At 40.5% G+C, this 19,188-nt stretch carries 19 protein-coding genes; 12 read left to right on the top strand and 7 right to left on the bottom strand.

Annotation, left to right across the window (positions count from 1 at the left end; translation table 11 throughout):
- Positions 1–189: 189 nt before the first annotated feature.
- The 3 genes from apcA (at position 190) to FIS9605_RS0101535 (ending at position 1,656) form a co-directional block, all read left to right on the top strand.
- Positions 190–675 (top strand): allophycocyanin subunit alpha, encoded by a 486-nt coding sequence (gene apcA, locus FIS9605_RS0101545; protein WP_026731016.1) that lies wholly within the window; start codon positions 190–192, stop codon positions 673–675.
- Positions 676–740: 65 nt separating this feature from the next.
- Positions 741–1,226 (top strand): allophycocyanin subunit beta, encoded by a 486-nt coding sequence (gene apcB / locus FIS9605_RS0101540; protein ID WP_026731015.1) that lies wholly within the window; start codon positions 741–743, stop codon positions 1,224–1,226.
- Positions 1,227–1,452: 226 nt separating this feature from the next.
- Positions 1,453–1,656 (top strand): phycobilisome linker polypeptide, encoded by a 204-nt coding sequence (locus tag FIS9605_RS0101535; RefSeq protein WP_026731014.1) that lies wholly within the window; start codon positions 1,453–1,455, stop codon positions 1,654–1,656.
- A 194-nt stretch (positions 1,657–1,850) separates the two neighbouring features.
- Here FIS9605_RS0101535 and FIS9605_RS0101530 read toward each other — a convergent pair whose 3' ends face one another.
- Complete coding sequence (locus FIS9605_RS0101530; RefSeq protein WP_026731013.1) at positions 1,851–2,846, bottom strand: hypothetical protein; 996 nt, start codon at positions 2,844–2,846, stop codon at positions 1,851–1,853.
- Between the two features lie 754 nt (positions 2,847–3,600).
- On the opposite strand from FIS9605_RS0101530, the gene FIS9605_RS0101525 reads away from it, so the two are divergent.
- The 6 genes from FIS9605_RS0101525 to FIS9605_RS0101505 all read left to right on the top strand — a co-directional run bounded on the left by FIS9605_RS0101525 (position 3,601) and on the right by FIS9605_RS0101505 (position 8,753).
- Positions 3,601–4,371, top strand: coding sequence for a class I SAM-dependent methyltransferase (locus tag FIS9605_RS0101525; protein ID WP_026731012.1), 771 nt, complete (start codon positions 3,601–3,603; stop codon positions 4,369–4,371).
- Positions 4,368–5,114 (top strand): TenA family transcriptional regulator, encoded by a 747-nt coding sequence (locus tag FIS9605_RS0101520; RefSeq protein ID WP_231510197.1) that lies wholly within the window; start codon positions 4,368–4,370, stop codon positions 5,112–5,114. The genes FIS9605_RS0101525 and FIS9605_RS0101520 overlap by 4 nt, the downstream gene beginning before the upstream one ends.
- A gap of 209 nt (positions 5,115–5,323) precedes the next feature.
- Complete coding sequence (locus FIS9605_RS0101515) at positions 5,324–5,875, top strand: heme NO-binding domain-containing protein (RefSeq protein WP_026731010.1); 552 nt, start codon at positions 5,324–5,326, stop codon at positions 5,873–5,875.
- Between the two features lie 11 nt (positions 5,876–5,886).
- Positions 5,887–7,338, top strand: coding sequence for a sensor histidine kinase (locus FIS9605_RS0101510; protein WP_026731009.1), 1,452 nt, complete (start codon positions 5,887–5,889; stop codon positions 7,336–7,338).
- Positions 7,339–7,427: 89 nt separating this feature from the next.
- Complete coding sequence (locus tag FIS9605_RS43775) at positions 7,428–7,583, top strand: hypothetical protein (protein ID WP_180965149.1); 156 nt, start codon at positions 7,428–7,430, stop codon at positions 7,581–7,583.
- Positions 7,584–7,586: 3 nt separating this feature from the next.
- The gene (locus FIS9605_RS0101505) at positions 7,587–8,753 is read left to right on the top strand and encodes an FtsW/RodA/SpoVE family cell cycle protein (RefSeq protein WP_026731008.1); all 1,167 of its coding nucleotides are present in this window, start codon (positions 7,587–7,589) and stop codon (positions 8,751–8,753) included.
- 79 nt (positions 8,754–8,832) lie between these two features.
- On the opposite strand, the gene FIS9605_RS35955 is transcribed toward FIS9605_RS0101505, so the two are convergent.
- The 3 genes from FIS9605_RS35955 to FIS9605_RS0101490 all read right to left on the bottom strand — a co-directional run bounded on the left by FIS9605_RS35955 (position 8,833) and on the right by FIS9605_RS0101490 (position 11,562).
- Positions 8,833–9,147 (bottom strand): DUF6464 family protein, encoded by a 315-nt coding sequence (locus tag FIS9605_RS35955; protein WP_026731007.1) that lies wholly within the window; start codon positions 9,145–9,147, stop codon positions 8,833–8,835.
- A 272-nt stretch (positions 9,148–9,419) separates the two neighbouring features.
- Entirely contained in the window at positions 9,420–9,959 is a 540-nt protein-coding gene (locus tag FIS9605_RS0101495) for a hypothetical protein (protein ID WP_026731006.1), read from the bottom strand.
- 247 nt (positions 9,960–10,206) lie between these two features.
- Positions 10,207–11,562 (bottom strand): helix-hairpin-helix domain-containing protein, encoded by a 1,356-nt coding sequence (locus FIS9605_RS0101490; protein ID WP_026731005.1) that lies wholly within the window; start codon positions 11,560–11,562, stop codon positions 10,207–10,209.
- Between the two features lie 176 nt (positions 11,563–11,738).
- Between FIS9605_RS0101490 and gatA the strand changes: the two genes are divergently transcribed.
- On the top strand, positions 11,739–13,196 hold the full coding sequence (gene gatA, locus FIS9605_RS0101485; protein WP_026731004.1) for an Asp-tRNA(Asn)/Glu-tRNA(Gln) amidotransferase subunit GatA: 1,458 nt from the start codon (positions 11,739–11,741) through the stop codon (positions 13,194–13,196).
- A gap of 55 nt (positions 13,197–13,251) precedes the next feature.
- Here gatA and FIS9605_RS0101480 read toward each other — a convergent pair whose 3' ends face one another.
- Positions 13,252–14,139 carry a helix-turn-helix domain-containing protein gene (locus tag FIS9605_RS0101480; RefSeq protein ID WP_026731003.1) on the bottom strand — a complete coding sequence of 296 codons (888 nt, stop codon included), beginning with the start codon at positions 14,137–14,139 and terminating at the stop codon, positions 13,252–13,254.
- Positions 14,140–14,274: 135 nt separating this feature from the next.
- Here FIS9605_RS0101480 and FIS9605_RS0101475 point away from each other — a divergent pair, with 135 nt between their 5' ends.
- Complete coding sequence (locus FIS9605_RS0101475) at positions 14,275–15,156, top strand: alpha/beta hydrolase (protein WP_026731002.1); 882 nt, start codon at positions 14,275–14,277, stop codon at positions 15,154–15,156.
- A gap of 415 nt (positions 15,157–15,571) precedes the next feature.
- Positions 15,572–16,690 carry a helix-turn-helix domain-containing protein gene (locus FIS9605_RS0101470; RefSeq protein ID WP_026731001.1) on the top strand — a complete coding sequence of 373 codons (1,119 nt, stop codon included), beginning with the start codon at positions 15,572–15,574 and terminating at the stop codon, positions 16,688–16,690.
- A gap of 190 nt (positions 16,691–16,880) precedes the next feature.
- Here the strand turns inward: FIS9605_RS0101470 and mgtE are convergent, their stop codons facing one another.
- The gene (mgtE, locus tag FIS9605_RS0101465; protein ID WP_026731000.1) at positions 16,881–18,236 is read right to left on the bottom strand and encodes a magnesium transporter; all 1,356 of its coding nucleotides are present in this window, start codon (positions 18,234–18,236) and stop codon (positions 16,881–16,883) included.
- Between the two features lie 136 nt (positions 18,237–18,372).
- Positions 18,373–18,528, bottom strand: a complete 156-nt coding sequence (locus tag FIS9605_RS42240; RefSeq protein WP_155960330.1) for a hypothetical protein — start codon at positions 18,526–18,528, stop codon at positions 18,373–18,375.
- Positions 18,529–19,188 lie beyond the last annotated feature (660 nt).

The raw sequence follows: 19,188 nt of genomic DNA, 5'->3' as shown, positions 1-19,188 counted from the left end.
TAATTCCGGAAGGTAGCTGAGTTTCAAGGCTTGTGTACTTGTAATTACTCAAGCAGGCTCGAAATGTAATAGTTTCAGCAGTTATTTGACTGTTGAGTCTAAAAAACGAGAACATAAGCTCAGTCAACCCGTAAAGTCGCACCAGTTTAATTAAATTCTGGTTTCATTACGTTTTGGAGGAATCCATTAATGAGTATCGTCACGAAGTCCATCGTGAATGCAGATGCAGAAGCCCGCTATCTCAGCCCTGGCGAACTGGATCGGATCAAGAGCTTTGTTACCAGCGGTGAGCGCCGTCTGCGGATTGCTCAAGTTTTGACAGACAACCGCGAGCGGATTGTTAAGCAAGCTGGTGACCAGCTGTTCCAAAAGCGCCCTGATGTTGTATCTCCTGGTGGCAACGCTTACGGTCAAGAAATGACCGCTACCTGTCTGCGTGACTTGGATTATTACCTCCGCCTCATCACCTACGGTATCGTAGCTGGTGATGTCACCCCCATCGAAGAAATCGGTGTTGTAGGCGTCCGTGAAATGTACAAGTCTCTCGGAACTCCTATCGATGCCGTTGCTGGCGGTGTCAACGCAATGAAGAATGTTGCTGCTTCCCTGTTGTCTGGTGAAGACGCTGCTGAAGCTGGCGCTTACTTCGACTACCTCGTTGGCGCGATGTCGTAGGTGAAGCTGTTTCTCCTATTGAAACAGAAGTATTGCAATACGGTTGGAAATAAGGAAATAACAACATGCAAGACGCAATTACCGCTGTTATTAATTCTTCGGACGTTCAAGGTAAGTACCTCGACACCGCAGCTCTAGAGAAACTCAAGAGCTACTTCAATACTGGTGAACTGCGCGTACGTGCTGCTACCACCATCGCTGCTAATGCTGCTGCGATTGTGAAGGAAGCTGTTGCTAAGTCTCTGCTGTACTCTGACATCACCCGTCCCGGTGGTAACATGTACACCACTCGCCGCTATGCAGCTTGTATCCGCGATTTGGATTACTACCTGCGCTATGCAACCTATGCTATGCTGGCTGGCGACCCCTCCATTTTGGATGAGCGCGTACTGAATGGTTTGAAGGAAACCTACAACTCCTTGGGTGTACCCGTAGGAGCTACCGTACAAGCTATCCAAGCTATGAAGGAAGTAACCGCTAGCTTGGTTGGTCCAGACGCTGGAAAGGAAATGGGCGTTTACTTCGACTATATTAGCTCTGGCTTGAGCTAGGAACTAGTTTGCGCTTAATAATTTAGGTGCGACTTTAATTAAGGACTGGAAATCAATCGTGAGTGCTAGGACGTTATATCGCTTATCAAGCTAAATTTATGAATGATGAGTGTTAACGGTCTGGTATTGACGCCTGATTTCCAGCCTTGCAGTAAATAAAGACAGATTTGCACTCAAGATTTTGAGATAAAAAAGTTTTCACCCCAGCTACAGGAGATTTAAGACCATGCGGATGTTTAAAATTACTGCTTGCGTTCCTAGCCAAACTAGAATTCGTACCCAGCGGGAATTGCAAAATACTTACTTCACTAAGTTAGTTCCCTATGAGAACTGGTTCCGCGAACAGCAACGTATTCAAAAAATGGGCGGTAAAATTGTTAAGGTAGAATTGGCTACTGGTAAGCAAGGAACAAATGCTGGTTTAGCTTAATTTAATTCCTAATAGACCAAATTATTGATTGTAGGGAGTTGCTAAGAGGTCAATCAGACCTCTTTTTTGTGTTATTTGTCAGTTGCCAGAAGAGGTGAATATATCTGGCTTAATACAAAAATAGTGCAAGCATCTTGCCTACTCAGGTGAAATGCCTGCACTATCAAACTATGCGATCGATGACCAAATATGATTTAGTCAAACATTTTCAGGAGACGATATCCACGCATATATAGCGGAACAGAACTGCTGCTATTGCGTTTGAACTTTGCCTCCTCGATAGTTTCATCAAATATAATAAGTGTTTCTTTACCAACCTTTAGCCATTCTTCGTAAGGTACACTCATATCTTGCTCTACACCACCAAGACTTGGTGACAACATTGCCCGATATACTTTATTGAATTTTCTGCGGAACCTAAAATCTACTGAAATTCTCACACCATCTGTTTGACGTCTGACTGTTTGGTGCAATCCACGAGCATCATTAAAATACATCGTACCGTGCTGTAATTGTGCTTCTGTGTAGGAGACAACCATTGGAATATCCCTACCTTCATCGAAGTCGGACATGATCCGCATTGCTTTGAGTTCCATTTCGCGGGGCATTTCACCAGCTTCGATAGTGATGTTTTCAATATCACCAAAGAGGGGCAAAATTACAACTGTTGCATCAGCAGGAACACCTGCCCAGACATCGCTATGTAGCTTTGAGCTTGCGAAAGGCAAACGAGTTTTTTCTGGATCGGTTTTACCATAAACCATACGGAGATTTACTGGTAAATCTACTGCATCGATCAGATCGTTAGCTCCTAATTGGTAAAAAGCTTCAGCTACACTTCTTTGAAAGAGGTTAAAAGCCAAAGTATGTTCTCGCTTTGGCATTAAAAGTCCGGTGCCAGTGTAGTTCGACAGAGTATTTCTCTGTTCGAGTAATCTCTGGAGCATTTCCTCTTCCGAGAGAATGATAGGACTGTTTAGGCAGGCTGAAATGTAACCAGCAGCAGCAATTTGGATCTGCTGAAATAATTCAGGCTTTAACTTGTGTTCAAACAGCAGCCGATACTGCCGTTTAGTAGAAATACGATCGCTAAGTTCATCAAACAGGCGATCGCCTAACTCAGAGAATGCGATCGCTTGCTCTAGTTCTAATTGTTTATCTAATTTTGGCTTTGCTAATAATTTTGCCATTATTATCCTTTCTATCATTTACTAGAAGTTAGTGTAGTGGCTAATACCATTTCCTAGGGCAAGCTGCTGTTGTATTCACGCAGTAGTCAAAAGCATGCCGTAGGGTAAGGTAGAGTCAACAAATTTTAATTATTGACTTTCGACCTCTTTGCGCTCGGTGGTTGATTTTTACTGATAATTACTAGTTGTTGATTGTTTGTTATTTGGTAAAACTAACAACTTATCAATCACACTAAACACACTTGATAGTCATGTTTATTTACACTTTGCTACTAATATTCTCCAAATAAAATTGTTTTAGTAGGGTATTTACTCTGAATTTTTTTATAAATCCAATATAAAGTTAAAGCTAAAAATAATTTTTGAGCAATAAATTTGTTAAATAAATATTTTGCTCATCAGCAACATTAACAAACTTTTATAAAGATTGGTAGATACAAACAGCTAGCTACCTGAAAAAATAAGATTAAAATCAATAAGACAAAAATCCGTACAATCAACATTATCAACAAAATATACAAATGATACAAAAGAAATATCTCATCAAATGTAACTTTTCTAAAAACTAAATAGATAGGTATTAACACACGTATTTACTGCAACTTATTTTTGTCGTTTGTTGTTCCTACAATCGGCGAAAAAAGCGCACTTACTTTGCTTATGCTTTTGAGAAAGCAGTAACTATTATCATCAACTACCAACAATCCTCATACTTGTATTTATTTAAACCTGATTACTAGATAAATCTGTCAACATGCCAAACTCAGATAACAAAAATTCCACTAAAAACCTTTATAACGGCACAGCATCACAGTGGATTCGAGGAGAACCGACTTCACTTTCTGATTTTACGGCACGCCCTTTCGTACTAAAGCTTTGTGAGCCTGTTGCTGGGTTGCGAGTGCTTGACTTGGGTTGTGGTGAAGGTTATTGCTCTCGGGAATTACGCCAAAGAGGTGCTGCCCAAATATATGGTGTAGATCTCTCTGAAGCGATGATTGCAGGAGCAAAATTGCAGGAATTAAAAGATCCCTTGGGTATTCAGTATGAATTAGGGTGTGCTACTGACCTCAAACAATTTGGCGATCGCGAATTTGACTTAGTCATAGCAGTGTTTCTATTTAACTATTTGACAACTGTTCAAACTCAACAATGCATGACCGAAGTTGCACGTGTACTTCGTCCAGGGGGTCGATTTGTTTTCAGTGTTCCACATCCATCTTTTCCATACATGCGGGAAGCTGCCTATCCCTTCTATTTTGAGGTTGAGGGTAAAGGCTATTTCAGCAAGCGAGATTGGCAATTTCCGGGTCGTATTTGGAAAAGAGATGGGTCTTGGCTAAATGTGCAATTGGTTCACAAAACCTTAGAAGACTACTTTGATGCCCTCAAAAACGCTGGCTTCAATACGATGCCAACTTTGCGGGAATTACGGGTTACTCCAGAACACATAGCACTAGATGAATCTTTTTTCGGTTCTTTGATTGATTTACCACTCCATCTAGCCATACAAGTATTACGATGATGACACAGCTATCTTGTTCTATTCACGAATCCTTACGGGAAATTACGGCTCATCATCCACTGTGGAAGCATGATTTCCTCAGTCGCTGTAGTACTAGACAGTTGTCTTTACAAGAGGTACGCTTACTAGCCGTTCAAATGTACAAATTCTCCAAAGAATTTAATCGAATTTTGGCTAGTATTTTATCTTGCTGCCAAGATGAAAGCGCTCAGTTAGTCCTCTTAGAGAACTTGTTTGACGAAATGGGACAGGGGGATTTAAATCAATCCCATCCCGAGTTATTTCGTCGTTTTACCCGTGCTATTGGTATCGATGACGATATTTTAGCAATGCTGCCCACAATACCTGAAACTAGAGCTTTAGTTGATACGTACCTACGGATACCGCATCAGTATGGTTTTTTAGCTGCACTTGGGGCAGTGTGTTACGCATCTGAAGGAATTGTGAGTACGCTATACACTCAACTTTATCAAGGCATTATTGGCGCTGCACCTTTATCCAAGGAATCTTTGATATTTTTTGAAGTCCATATTGATGTGGATGATAGCCATGCGGCAAAACTCGCAGCACTGATTGAACCTCGGTTAACTACAGAAGAAGAAGAGGTCAAGCTAAAGCTTGCTATTGTCGAGGCAATGGATGCCCGTGTGCAATTCTTTAATGGGATTCAGCGTCAAATTCACGAACCTGACTTGAATGCTAATCCATTTTTGCTTTTGAATGCATGGCAATCGGTAAGCTAAAAGAGTGAAATTACGGATGCTATTTTTCTGGATAAATTGCTTAAAATAGCAGGAAGTTTATTGCATTTTTTCTCTTTTTTCAGGCAATTAAGCAAACGCAAAATAATATATTTATACAGCAGATATAAAAATTTTTAAAACTGCTGTAGAGCATAAGATTATTGAGTCTAATTCACAAACTCTAATGGGTGCATCAATCAGGAGGCTTTATGTATGGATTAGTCAACAAGGCGATTGAAGAGATGGTATGCGGTCGCTTTGGCAAAAATACCTGGCAAGAAATTAAGCAGAAAGCTGAACTAGAAGTAGATGTTTTTATCAGTATGGAAGCCTATCCCGATGATATGACTCATAGGCTTGTAAAAGCTGCAAGTGTTGTCTTAGGTTTATCAGCCGCAGAAATTATGCAAGCTTTTGGAGAATATTGGGTACAGTACACAGCAGAGGAAGGCTACGGCGAACTGATGGATATGAGCGGGGATAACCTACCTGAATTTCTGGAAAACCTTGACAATCTTCACGCTCGTGTAGGAATTAGTTTTCCTAAGCTAATGCCCCCATCTTTTGAGTGTACTGATACAGAAGAAGAGTCTCTAAACTTACATTATCGCTCAACCCGAGAAGGACTGACTCCAATGGTAATGGGTCTAGTCAAGGGATTAGGAAAAAGGTTTGATACAGAAGTGGATATTTCCCAAACCCAAAGTAGGGATGAAGGTGCCGATCATGATGAATTTTTAGTGAAATATAAACCACAGTGAGGTCAGTATGTATGGTTTCTCCTCATCTGAGTCTTTCGCCAGAATTATTTACAAAGGCTTTTCCATTCCACTTTGTATTTAACCGCCAACGAGAAATTTTACAAGCTGGTGCTGTTCTAGAGCGCATTAGTTGTGAACAAATAATAGGAAGCAAAATTGAGCAGTATTTTCAAATCAATCGCCCTAAGGTCACAGTTGAATTTGATGCTATTAAAAAACAAACTCACGCTCTTTTCATATTGGAGTTTCTCCGCAATGGAATGCAACTCAAAGGTCAAATGGTATATCAACCAGAAGAGGAATTGATATTTTTTCTTTGTTCTCCCTGGATTACTGATGCTGCTAATCTCATTCCTCTAAATATCAAATTAAAAGACTTTGCCATTCACGATCCAATTGTTGATTTTTTATTCCTACTACAAGCAAAGAATTCTGCTCTGGCTGATGCTGAAAAGTTAACAACAGAACTAACTAAGCAGCGGGCAGAATTACAGCGTGCTCTGGCAATACAAGAAAATTTGGCTAAAGTTGCTGAAGAACAAGCCCAAAAACTAGAACAATCTCTCAGAGAATTACGGCATACTCAAGCCCAATTAATACAAGCTGAGAAAATGTCCAGTCTAGGTCAGTTGGTAGCAGGAATTGCACACGAAATTAACAATCCTGTAAATTTTATTTACGCCAATTTAGATTATGTTGAACAATATACTCAAGACCTATTTAAGTTATTAAATTTATATAAAACTTTTAATTGCCATATTGTACCAAAAATACAAGAGTATATTCGTAAAAATGAATTAGATTACATACTTGAAGATTTACCCAAAACTATAAATTCTATGAAAATAGGTGCAGAACGCATCAGGGACATTGTGTTGTCTCTTCGCAACTTCTCTCGTCTTGATGAAGCAGAGGTGAAAAGGGTTAATCTTCACGAAGGTATTGAGAGTACTCTGCTGATTTTACAAAACCGCTTCAAAGCCAAAGGTGATAAACCAGGTATAGAAATAGTAAAAAACTACGGTAATTTACCTTTAATAGAGTGTTATCCTGGACAAATAAACCAAGTCTTCATGAATATTATTAGTAATGCTATTGATGCTATTGAGAGCAATAACATAAAAGATTATAGTATAGGAATTCAAGATAATTTTAATACCATTACAATTACTACAGAAGTTTTAGAAACAAGCTATATTGCAATCCGAATTGCTGACAATGGCCCAGGGATGACTGAAGCAGTTAAGGCAAAACTGTTTGATCCATTTTTTACAACTAAGCCAGTAGGTAAGGGGACAGGGCTAGGCTTATCGATTAGCTATCAAATTGTTGTTGAAAAACACGGAGGAAAACTGACATGCGTATCAGAACCGGGTCAGGGAAGCGAGTTCTGCATTGAAATTCCTATATCGGTGGACAGACAAACAGTGAATGATATTAGATCGCTGAGTTGTGTTATCTAAATATCCTTCAAAGTTGTATCATTCTGTATACTTAAATTTTATTTAGTATCTGCATCAAAGAAGTCACTTACCCTTCTTTTCATCACGTAGTGGAAAGTGCCGATTACAACACCGTTTACGAATGTGGGGCTGTGGGTGTACCCTTGGTAGCGATCGCTTTCACACGACTGTGCGATCGCCAAAATAAAAGGGCTGCTAAAATCTACCACGTACAAAATATTGCGGATGCTATTGATTCGGTATAACTCGTGAATTTACGCCGCCTAATTCCATTATTTGATAACTCTGTGTCCGAGTGGGCATTAGAGGCGCGCTTGTTGCGCTGGTTAACATTAGTTTGGCTGTTTATAGGCTTAATAATGCTGTTTTCAGCCTCCTATCCCGTTGCTGATGTCAATCATGATGATGGACTGTATTACTTTAAGCGCCAACTCCTGTGGGTGTTAGTAGCCTTAATATTGTTCAACATCATTGTTAATTTACCCCTGCATAGGATTTTGGGAGTATCCCATTGGTTTGTATTCCTGCTATTGGTGCTGATTTTCGTCACTATGATTCCAGGAGTGGGAAAGAATGAGCTTGGTGCAGCCCGTAGGCTAGTAGGGCCGATTCCGCTACAACCTTCTGAATTAATTAAGCCCTTTCTGGTGCTACAAAGTGCGCGACTTTTTGGTCAGTGGGATAAACTGAGTTGGTCTATTCGCTTTGCTTGGTTAGGTGTTTTTGGTCTTGTGATTTTGGGGATTTTGGCACAGCCTAACTTGAGTACAACTGCACTCTGCGGTATGACTATTTGGTTAATTGCTTTAGCTGCTGGCTTGCCTTACAAATACTTGGGAGGAACAGCAGTTGGAGGAGTGCTGTTAGCGTTACTCAGTATTAGTATCAAGGAGTATCAGCGCAAACGTGTGATGTCTTTCCTCAATCCTTGGGCCGATCCTACTGGAGATGGTTATCAGCTAGTACAAAGTTTACTGGCAATAGGTTCCGGCCGTACTTGGGGTGCTGGTTTTGGACTTTCTCAACAAAAACAATTTTATTTACCAATTCAGGATACCGATTTTATTTTTGCGGTATTTGCTGAAGAATTTGGCTTTGTTGGCAGTATGGTGCTGTTACTGATGTTAGCTATATTTGCCACTTTGGGATTAATTGTTGCCCTCAAGACAACCCATCCCATACATCGACTGGTGGCGATCGGTGTGACAATTTTGATGGTAGGACAATCATTACTCCATATAGGTGTTGCTACAGGTGCCTTGCCAACTACTGGTTTGCCATTACCTATGTTTAGTTATGGTGGTAATTCCATGATTGCTAGTTTAATAGCAGCAGGATTGTTGATTCGAGTAGCAAGGGAGAGTAGCGAAGCAGAGGTAATACCTTTGCAAAGAAGACGTGGAAATAGGCTATAACGCTGATTTACCAAAGAAAAAATTTAACTTTATCCTTAAAAAGTCCATGAATTAGAAAAAGAGCGGAAGAAGTAAGACCTCATTTGGTGGGTTCCTTAGGTTCATAGTAACGGCAACCCTCACACGGCCCACTGGGATTAACAGCACAACGCAGATAGCCAGAACGAGCATTATATCGACAGCTGATATCACCAATGAGATAACCTACTCCTTCTAAGTAATAACGATCGCTGGGTTCCGGAGGTCTAGTGTTTACCTGAATCTGCTCCCGAGGAAAATTCATAGCAACACGTCTGAGGTGCGATCGCATTCTTGCCTGGGTTTTACGCATCAACCACAGGGAGAATAGGGACGGCAAGAAACCAATGGCAATGACCAAAAGTGTCCTTAACACCTTCTTTTTACCTCTTGTGTGCGCTTCTCGTCCCTAGTGTTGCATTCTCGTTGTCTGAGAGTGCAACCCTTGGGGCAGTTTAGTTATGGTGGTGTACAAGAGTGGCAACCTAGAAAAATATTCCTGCTACCACTTAGATCAGCATAACTTTTACAGTTCAAACTGTGAGTTTTGTATGAATATTGGTAACTTAAGATTTGTTTACCAATAGTATTACTGAGAAGCGCCTTGTATTTGCACCTATCCCATGAGTTGTGGTTGCAGTGACGCGACTATATTATGATTGGATAATTTTTCCGCCAATATTCGAGTTTATCAATAGATATTGACTTGGTAATGACATTCACGTCATTTCCCCGCCAATCAACCTCTGGATCTGTTGTAAAAACACCGCATTCTAACTCCTCTAATTTGATATTCCAATATTCACTAAATCGGTGCTTTAAAGTGATCGCCTGTTCAAATACTTTATTTCTGTGCTTGTTTCTTCTTTTTCTTTCTGTTGCCCCTGTTGCCTCCGTATCAATAAATTTAGTTTCAATTAAAAACAATTTGTTTTGAGATGTAAGGTAGACAAAATCACACTTACCTAAATCTGTATAGTCGGCAATAGGAGACTTTTCAAATAACAGCAATTCAGCGCAGGTCGGAAATAAATTTTTGTTATTCAAAAATAAGTACGCTTGCAATAAGAGTTCCTTGTCGTAAGGAAACCCAACAACCCCCTCAAAAAATCTTTTTATTTCTTCTTGAGTTTGGGGTTGAATTTTTTTGCAGTATGCAACAAATTGACCTAGCGCATCTGCGGTCATTAAGTATTTGCTCCTTGCCCTGGTTGTTGCATTTATCCTCATGGCATAAAAAAATACCATTTTCTCTAGGAGAGGATCATCCGCATAAGTAACGAAAAAAACTATAAAAACTCTAAGAGATAAGCTAAATTACTGATGACGGAGACAAGAGAAAAATATAGCCTATGAACCAATGCAAACATTAGAGATAAAAGCTTGTTTCTTTTTATCAAAAGTCAATAAAAGTATTATTTTTTACTTATCTATTTTAGGTATTAATAAGCGGTTGTACATGAGCAAGGAACCTGGCGTTTTGCAAAGCCAGAACAGTACTTCTAGAATCTTGCACCCAAAATTGTCGTCCAAAACGGACAAGATGACGAGAGTTCCCAGCCTGGACAATTCCTATTATCGGTACTTTTGCTTTTTCTTTATCCCCTGATTGTTCTTGCAGAATTGTTCGCAAGCGATGCTGTTCTTCAATAGTCGCTGCTTGTTGAGTGCTCAATTCCACCATCACCATCTGTACTGTTTCTACCGGCTCAGCATCTTCAACAATAAATTGAGTTTGGTCGTCTCGTCGATCTACTTTACCCCAAATTATTAATCTGGCATCAACTTGTAACAGTGAACTAATGCGTTCGTAAGATTTAGGAAATGCTACTGCTTCTGATTGTGAAGTTAAATCTTCTATTTGTAAAATTGCCATTGGATCGCCCTTTTTGGTGATCACTTTTTTCACATTGTTGAGCATAACCACGGCACAAATTACTGTATCTTCTTTTTGATCGCTCAGTTGTGAAAGGTTAATTGGAGCTAGGACGCGCGCTGAGTTTCGTATAGATTTGAGTGGATGGTCTGATACATAAAAACCTAATAATTCTTTTTCTCTGCGTAACTTTTCTTGGGGAGGTAAATCAGGAACAGGTTTGGCTTTCGGTGCAATGTCAAAACTGTTTTGAGCTTGATTGTTATTATTAATATTAGAGAATCCACCACCTAATAAATCAAAGAGGTTTCCCTGACCGGTAGCTCTATCTTTGGCACGAGATTGTGCCCAGTCGTAAACTAGGGGCAAGTCGTGAAGTAACTGGTTGCGGTTTGAGTCAATTTTGTCAAAGGCTCCACAATAAATTAGTGACTCTAAAGTACGGCGGTTAACAGCACCCAGATCGACGCGATCGCAAAAATCAGCCAAAGATTTAAACTCATCCCCGCTTTCTCTGGCTTCTAAAATAGAAGCGATCGCACTTTGTCCCACGTTCCGCACAGCCGACAATCCAAACAAAACCTTGCCACCCGCGGGAGTAAAATCTACGCCAGAGCGATTAATATCTGGTGGGTCTATTTGAATACCCATATTGGTACAGGTAGCAATATATTTCTGCACCTTATCTGTATCGCCACTGTTAGCTGTCAACAGTGCCGCCATATATTCCAAAGGATAATTAGCTTTTAAATACGCAGTTTGATATGTTACATAACCGTAAGCTGTGGAGTGAGATTTGTTGAAACAATTGGAAGCTACCAAACCATTTTTGATGACAAAATTATGGTCGCTCTCTACTCCAATGTCATATACGTTCTGTGTGCCTAGCGGTCTGCGTGTTACAATTTTCACCATTGTTCACCACTCTATGAAAATCTTTAAAATAAACAAGTTTATAGAATTGTTTGGTGTGGAATACATATTAATCTAATGCAAGCCGCCATCCAAGCTGTTTGTGCGGCTGAAATCAACTGAACAGAAATTATTAAACTGTACTAAAATCAAGGACTTGAGTCACAAAGGAAGCAATTATGGCATCCATCCGCGAGTTGCACAAACAGTTAGTCACCAAAGAACGTTCTGCCGTAGAAATTACTCAAGAAGCTTTAGACCGTATTCAAGCGTTAGAGCCGAAATTGCACAGTTTCTTGTGCGTAACTGCCGAACAGGCGTTAGAAAAAGCGCGGGCTGTGGATGCCAAAATCGCTGCCGGAGAAGAAATTGGCTTGTTGGCAGGCATTCCCATTGGCATCAAAGACAATCTATGCACCAAAGGAATTACCACTACCTGCGCTTCCCGGATTTTGGAAAATTTTGTACCGCCTTATGAATCAACTGTGACACAAAAATTGGCAGATGCCGATGCAGTCATGGTAGGCAAAACCAATCTGGATGAGTTTGCAATGGGCGGTTCTACAGAAACCTCTGCCTTCGGTTTCACCGCCAATCCTTGGGATTTGTCAAGGGTTTCGGGTGGTTCTTCTGGTGGTTCAGCGGCGGCGGTAGCAGCAGGAGAATGTACTGTTTCCCTTGGTTCTGATACTGGCGGTTCGATTCGCCAACCAGCTTCTTTTTGCGGTGTGGTGGGTATCAAACCAACCTACGGACTAGTTTCTCGTTACGGTTTGGTGGCGTTTGCTTCGTCTTTGGATCAAATCGGGCCGTTTGCGCGCAGTGTTGAGGATGCTGCAATATTATTGCAGGCGATCGCCGGTCACGATCCCAAAGACTCCACTAGCTTGAAAGTTCCCATTCCCGATTACCTCTCAGTCTTAAAACCAGACCTCAAACCCAGAGGACAACTCAGAATAGGCATCATTAAAGAAACTTTTGGTGAAGGCTTAGATTCACAAGTTGAGCAAGCAATTACCAAAGCACTCGATCAATTGCAATCCTTGGGTGCAGAAATTCATGTAGTTTCCTGTCCTCGCTTCCGCTATGGTTTGCCCAGCTACTACATCATTGCTCCTTCGGAAGCTTCAGCAAATTTGGCTCGTTACGACGGTGTCAAGTATGGCTACCGTGCTGCTGATACAGAAAACTTAATAGAGATGTACACCCGTACTCGTGCTACTGGTTTCGGTGCAGAAGTGAAACGCCGAATTATGCTAGGAACCTACGCCCTCTCTGCTGGCTATTACGATGCTTATTATTTAAAAGCACAAAAAGTACGCACTCTTATTAAAGAAGACTTTGAAAAAGCTTTTGAACAAGTTCATGTCTTAGCCTGTCCTACAGTTCCCACCACAGCATTCAAGGCGGGAGAAAAAACTGCCGATCCTCTCAGCATGTACTTAGTTGACTTGATGACTATACCCGTGAATCTTGCAGGTTTACCAGGTATAAGTGTGCCGTGTGGCTTTGATGACAATGGATTACCGATTGGTTTGCAGCTAATTGGTAAGCCACTGCGAGAAGACCAGCTTTTTCAGGTGGCTTACGCATATGAGCAATCAACATCATGGCATCTGCGTGTGCCTCAAATTTAGTCAATAGTCATTAATCATTAGTCCTTTGTCCTTAGTTATTACGAATAAAAAATGACTATTGACTCTGGACTGTTTCAGGAGTAAAAGTCACTTGCTTAATACTCCCTAAACCTCCTAAAGGTTTACGTTCGTTATTGTTCGCAGAAATCAATACTGCACCTGCATTTCCAGAGAGTATAGTCAATTGCTTGTTTGCTGTCCAAGTTTTTCGTTCTCCCTTGTTTAAAGTCCCCTCAAACGCTGTTTTGCCATCTGCTTTCACTCGTACCCATGATTCGCCTTGAAGCTCAATGGTTACTTCGACTGGGGTAGCTATGAGGTTAGAAGGGAGTGCTTCCGGTGATGAAGCTGTAGCTGTTGGAGTGGGAGCAGGTGTTTCTGGTGTAGAAGGGGATATTTCTAATGATGAAGGTATTGGTGCTGGAGTGGGAGCAGGTGTTTCTGGTAGTGAAGCTATGGGTGTAGGTACTGTTTTTTCTGAAGAGGCTTTGAGTTTTTGGTTGCTAGCAACAGAATCGGCTGGATTTTTTGGATTGAGTCGAAAAAATAGTAAGAAAGAAGCAACAGCTAATAGTATTACATAGGGGACGACAAGAGGAATATGTATATTTGAGATATTTGAGTTTTGTTTTGAATTCTTACTATCATTACCAGCATTACCAGAGTCAAGAAGGAAAAAATTAATTGCAAAATTTTTAGCTAAAGCTGTACCATCTAGCCCCAAGGCATCTCCATAGCGGCGGATAAATCCTTGAACAAAGACAGGTTCGGGTAAGTCTTCATATCTACCTTCTTCCAAAGCTTCTAAAAAAGCTTGTCTAATCAGAGTTTGAGCTGTTATTTGCTCTATACGTACAGATTTTTCTTGTCGAATCTGTCGTAAATATGCCCCTATTTCCTTGAGTTGCTCTTGTTGAGCCTCATTGAACGACGTCACTGTCATCTCCCAAAATTTACTGAAATCTACTATTTTTTATTTATTAAACTTTTCAATCATAATTTTTTTGATACAAAATGTTAATTGTGAAATGATACAATCGCAAATTTTGGCGACTATATTGTATACATAAATACTCGCATGTTGAGAAGGAAGCTGCAACATACAATACAATTGTTTATTTATCCGCTCATTTGGACTGGTGTAGTAGTAGTTTTAGTTTACTGTGCTGTTTGTATACTGATTTTTTTTCGGCAACCACAATTTATCTTTTTTCCATCCTCAGTAATTGAAACTACACCAGAGTTTTTAAATTTACCTTATGAAGAAGTTTGGATACCTGTAAGAATAAGATCGCAAAAAGTGGAATATATCCACGGTTGGTGGCTTGGCGCAAATAAATCCGATGGAAAAGTGCTGTTGTATCTGCATGGTAACGGTATCAATATTGGCGCAAACATTGCCCACGCCAATCGATTTTATCAACAGGGGTTTTCAGTATTACTAATTGATTATCGGGGTTACGGTCGCAGTCAAGGTCGTTTTCCCAATGAAATGCGTGTTTATCAAGATGCTGCCATAGCTTGGGATTATTTAGTACAGCAACGCAAGATTTCACCTAGTCAAATTTTTATCTACGGGCATTCTCTGGGTGGTGCAATAGCAATTGATTTAGCTGTCAAACAGCCAGAAGCTGCTGGATTAATTGTGGAAAGCTCTTTTACCTCAGTTCGCGAGGTAGTAGCTCATCGGAACCTTTTTTGGATGTTTCCTGTCGATCTGATACTGACGCAGCGGTTTGAATCAATCAAAAAAGTACCTAAGTTAAAAATGCCCGTTTTATTCATTCACGGCATTGCTGATTCAATTGTGCCTGCTTTTATGAGTCAAAAACTTTATGCTGCTGCTCCAGAACCGAAAAAATTACTCATAGTTCCTGACGCAGAACATAACAACGTTGCAGAAGTCGCTCCTGCGGAATATCTACGAGCAGTACGAATTTTTGTTCGACAAGCAAGGTAAATTATATGACACATAAAAGCAGATCGTATTTTTGATGCTTGATTAATATATTTTACTAATGAAAACAATAAAATTTTGTATACCAGATGTTATTAAAATCTTTATAAGTAAGTAGACATAATTAAACCTAAAATATCAGTCAGTAAAACCATTTCAGGAAAAGCTTTTTCCCTTCTGCTTTCTACTTATTTGCGAAATGAGTGACTCTGCTTTTCGTAAGTTTCAAAATCTTTTCTCCATACCTCATGAAATTTTTAGAAAAAATTACAATCCCCTAGGTAGTTAATCTCTGTGCTGTTGATCTCAAATCAGCACAAAATTGATACCTAATAGTCCGGAACTGTGGGCATAAAGTTAGAAGAAATGATACAGATATAACTTTCCTTTGCTTTATTACTAAAAGAGACTTCTAATAATGGCTACCACACCGATGTACTTTTTACAAATTTTGGGCAATCCTACTATTGAAATTTCTCAAGATGACTTGCGATCGCTTTTGGGAGAAATAGAAGCAGAATTGCATTGCTCTCAAGTGTATCGCCATGCCTTGGCTAGTGTGCAGCAATTATTTGGTGATTCGGCAGAACAAGGCAAGATGTTATTAAAAGCTGTAGGTCGAGAAGCAATCGGTTTAGCATTTCGACAACTTGTCCAACAGTATCAAAAAGTTGAAAAAACTGTTGAACAAACTACAGATAATCAACAACAAATAGAAACGACCAATTTTTCACAAGATGTACCACAAGATAATTCCAATGACTTATTACAGTGTTTAACAAACGCTAAATTTAATACAAAAATTAACAGAGAAAATATTGGAATAGACAACTTGTCGCCACAAGCTGATTTAGTAGCAAATATAACTAAAAAAAAAGTAATATCCACAGAAAACGCTGCGACGGCAAAAACACCGTTGGCATGGCTCAAGAATAAGAAAATTTCCAAAGCTGAACTAACCAAACAAACAGCAGCCCAACAACGCACAGAGTGTCTGCGTCAAGTTGGGCAACAACTCCGGCTGGTTCGCGAGTCTCAAAATCTTTCTCTATACCAACTCAACGTTTACACTCATGTACCTGTGCATCAAATGGAAGCAATAGAGAACGGAAATTGGGAGTTACTACCAGAAGATGTATTTGTGCGCGGTTTTATCCGCGTGATGGGAAATGCTTTGGGACTAAATGGCACAGCTTTAGCCGCTTCTTTACCAAAATCCGAACCAGTAAAATCTATTTTGCCCTCTTGGTATGAGTCTAAAAAGAGTTCTAAGGGATTGGGATTGGAAATCCGCCCCATACATTTGTATGTAGGTTATACAGCGCTTGTGGCTAGTGCCCTAGGAGGATTGTCGCTAGTGTCGCAGCAAGGGGATACTAACAGACAGATCAATCAAGATGCGTTTACTACTACTCCAACTTCTTCTTCAGTTTCGGAGTCACTCAAGCAACAAGAACCAACTACTATACCAGGAATCAAGTCTAGTAATGCTGGTATTACTGTTGGCCCTGATATTTCCCCACCGGAGGCGCTGTAGTCAGGGAAAGAGGTAAAAGATAAAAAGTAATAAGGTAAAAAATTTTTCTGATTTTTTGCCTTTTTACTTTTACTTACTTTTTTCTATTATTTTTCTCCCAGAATCGTATAAACGTAATAATCCTCCCAATATCGTTGGGAGGATTATTGGCAGCGACAGCGCGGTGATAACTATGGAGAGATGGTAGAACTCAAACCTTTAAGTGGAAAATACGCAAAGCTGTAGAAATCAGTGTTAAGAAAATCACGAACCCAATCGCATCCAGCATTGTAGTCACTAACGGTCCACTAACTAGGGCGGGATCGAGTTTCAGACGCTTTAAGCCCATTGGTAACAAAGTTCCGAGAGTGACAGCTACCAGCGTATTTGTTGCCATCACCGTTCCAGCAATTAATGACACCCAACGTTCTTGAGGAGGTGCCCAAATTAGGGAAAGACAAATCATAGTCATACCCAATGCTAAAGCTGTACCTAGTCCTGCCGTAAGTTCCTTACGAAGAATTTTCAGAGTATCCTTGGGTGTTACCTCTCCCACACCAAGTCCGCGGATAGTCACTGTTAAAGCTTGAATGCCAACAGTACCACCCGTATTGGAGAAAAGCGGCATAATTACAGCCAGTACCGGAACCATTGCAATGGTGGACTGAAACGGCGCGATCGCACTAGATGCCCCGATGTACAGCAACATAATTCCAAACAGCCACGGTAGGCGCTTCTTGATTGTCATCAAAGGAGGCGACAAGGCGGCTTCATCTCCACCACTCACACCCGCCAGCTTTTGAATGTCTTCTGTGGCTTCTTCCTCCAGAATATCGACCACATCATCAATTGTGATAATACCGACCAATCTGTCTTCCCGGTCAACCACGGGTAAAGCGATTAAGTCATAGCGCTTCATGATGCGGGCGACTTCTTCTTGGGGTGTTTCCGTTCTGACTCTGACGACGCGATCGCCGGCTATATCTCCGATCAAGACATCGGGAAAAGTAAACAGTAACTGCCGCAAGGAAACAACGCTTACCAACTTGCGGTTATCGTCTGTAACGTAGGCGTAGTAAATCGTCTCTTTATCTTCATCTTGCAGGCGAATTTTTCTCAAAGCTTCACCTACAGTCAATCCTTCTCGCAACCGCACGTATTCTGTAGTCATTACCCGTCCAGCAGTACCTTCGGGATAGCCAAGAATTGTTGCTGTAGCTTGTCGTTGTTCTGGGCTAAGTTGCTGTAATAATCGTCTGACAACCTTCGCAGGTAATTCATCAAACAATTCTGCCCGATCGTCGGGACTCATCGCTTCGACAATTTGTGCTACCTGTAAATCTTGCAGAGAATCGAGTAATTCTTCCCGCACTTCTAGAGGTAGATATTCAAAAACATCAGTCGCCTGATTTTTGTTGAGTAGGCGGAATGCGATCGCCCGTTGTTTGCTGGGCAATTGCGTAATGTACTCCCCCACATCAACGGGTTGTAAACGATTTAAATCCCATTTCAGCTGATTTAAGTCAGCGACGTCAATGACAGAATTGCGAACGTCCTGTACAAGCATGATAAACCTCCCAATGTCTCCCCCGCGCTGGGAGACAAGCTCACCAGCTTAGAGGAGGATAGTACTGCCGTCTTGTGGACTTTGGTCCATAAAATCTTAGAAATTCAACATCGATGACCAATCAAGGCATCGCTAGTCATAATCCTAACCCGGAATTAGGTAATCCGGTAGATGCTAAGCGCCAGAGTGGAGATTCTGTGACACTACGCACAAACCAACCACTCAATTGCCCTGAATTTTTTTGATTACTTTGAGTAGATTCTACTACTGCTAGCAATTGTGTCAAGCTCATCTCAGGATTAATTTTTAAACTTTACAAAGACAAAATATCTACTACCTCAGAATGAGTCATTGTTTTGAGATACACAGACACGAGTTGGGCAATTCTACCGTTCTTGAAAGTCTGAATAGAAGCAATTCTTACCATTACCTACCTTAAAGCTTTGATTAAAAATGGTACAAAACTATTATTAAACAGCTAAATCAGTTCTTTTTCCCGTATCGTGTTTATTTTGATAGTCAATTGCTGATTACTGAGATAACTTTGTTCCGATCGGACTTGTTTATTTGAGTTGTATGTGGCGAGCTATCCAAATTTAGATTTGACATATAAAAAGAGCCAGCAATGCATTTGCTGATGGATTCAGCATACATTTTTATCGTGGCGTTTTTATACCTGAAAAATATGGAAAATATTCTCCTCGAAGAGGAGAATGCTGAACTGAGTGGGAGAGACCTGGCTCTAATTATTGTTACTAGGTTCAACCTGATAACGATGGTGGTGGGCTTGTTTAGAACTGGTGAAAGATGTTAAATTTAACAGTTTTTTGATCGGAGGACAGTCAATATAATTTAGCAAGACTAAGTCCTGATACCTCTAGCAAAGTATAAAAAATTATCTTCCCTCGCTTCTAGCTATTAATCCCTATTTCTAAGTATGGTTTTGGCAAAC

The organism is Fischerella sp. PCC 9605 (assembly GCF_000517105.1).
Classification (GTDB): Bacteria; Cyanobacteriota; Cyanobacteriia; order Cyanobacteriales; family Nostocaceae; genus PCC9605.
This window is presented reverse-complemented; position numbering and strand designations above follow the sequence as displayed.

Bases quoted from the DNA above. Each gene is read 5' to 3' on its own strand.
- FIS9605_RS42240 (WP_155960330.1), bottom strand. From the start codon at position 18,528: ATGAGCTTGACACAATTGCTAGCAGTAGTAGAATCTACTCAAAGTAAT.
- gatA (WP_026731004.1), top strand. From the start codon at position 11,739: ATGGCATCCATCCGCGAGTTGCACAAACAGTTAGTCACCAAAGAACGT.
- FIS9605_RS0101490 (WP_026731005.1), bottom strand. From the start codon at position 11,562: ATGGTGAAAATTGTAACACGCAGACCGCTAGGCACACAGAACGTATAT.
- FIS9605_RS0101495 (WP_026731006.1), bottom strand. From the start codon at position 9,959: ATGACCGCAGATGCGCTAGGTCAATTTGTTGCATACTGCAAAAAAATT.
- FIS9605_RS0101470 (WP_026731001.1), top strand. From the start codon at position 15,572: ATGGCTACCACACCGATGTACTTTTTACAAATTTTGGGCAATCCTACT.
- FIS9605_RS0101475 (WP_026731002.1), top strand. From the start codon at position 14,275: ATGTTGAGAAGGAAGCTGCAACATACAATACAATTGTTTATTTATCCG.
- apcA (WP_026731016.1), top strand. From the start codon at position 190: ATGAGTATCGTCACGAAGTCCATCGTGAATGCAGATGCAGAAGCCCGC.
- FIS9605_RS0101535 (WP_026731014.1), top strand. From the start codon at position 1,453: ATGCGGATGTTTAAAATTACTGCTTGCGTTCCTAGCCAAACTAGAATT.
- FIS9605_RS0101530 (WP_026731013.1), bottom strand. From the start codon at position 2,846: ATGGCAAAATTATTAGCAAAGCCAAAATTAGATAAACAATTAGAACTA.
- FIS9605_RS0101510 (WP_026731009.1), top strand. From the start codon at position 5,887: ATGGTTTCTCCTCATCTGAGTCTTTCGCCAGAATTATTTACAAAGGCT.
- FIS9605_RS0101515 (WP_026731010.1), top strand. From the start codon at position 5,324: ATGTATGGATTAGTCAACAAGGCGATTGAAGAGATGGTATGCGGTCGC.
- apcB (WP_026731015.1), top strand. From the start codon at position 741: ATGCAAGACGCAATTACCGCTGTTATTAATTCTTCGGACGTTCAAGGT.
- mgtE (WP_026731000.1), bottom strand. From the start codon at position 18,236: ATGCTTGTACAGGACGTTCGCAATTCTGTCATTGACGTCGCTGACTTA.
- FIS9605_RS0101480 (WP_026731003.1), bottom strand. From the start codon at position 14,139: ATGACAGTGACGTCGTTCAATGAGGCTCAACAAGAGCAACTCAAGGAA.
- FIS9605_RS0101525 (WP_026731012.1), top strand. From the start codon at position 3,601: ATGCCAAACTCAGATAACAAAAATTCCACTAAAAACCTTTATAACGGC.
- FIS9605_RS0101520 (WP_231510197.1), top strand. From the start codon at position 4,368: ATGATGACACAGCTATCTTGTTCTATTCACGAATCCTTACGGGAAATT.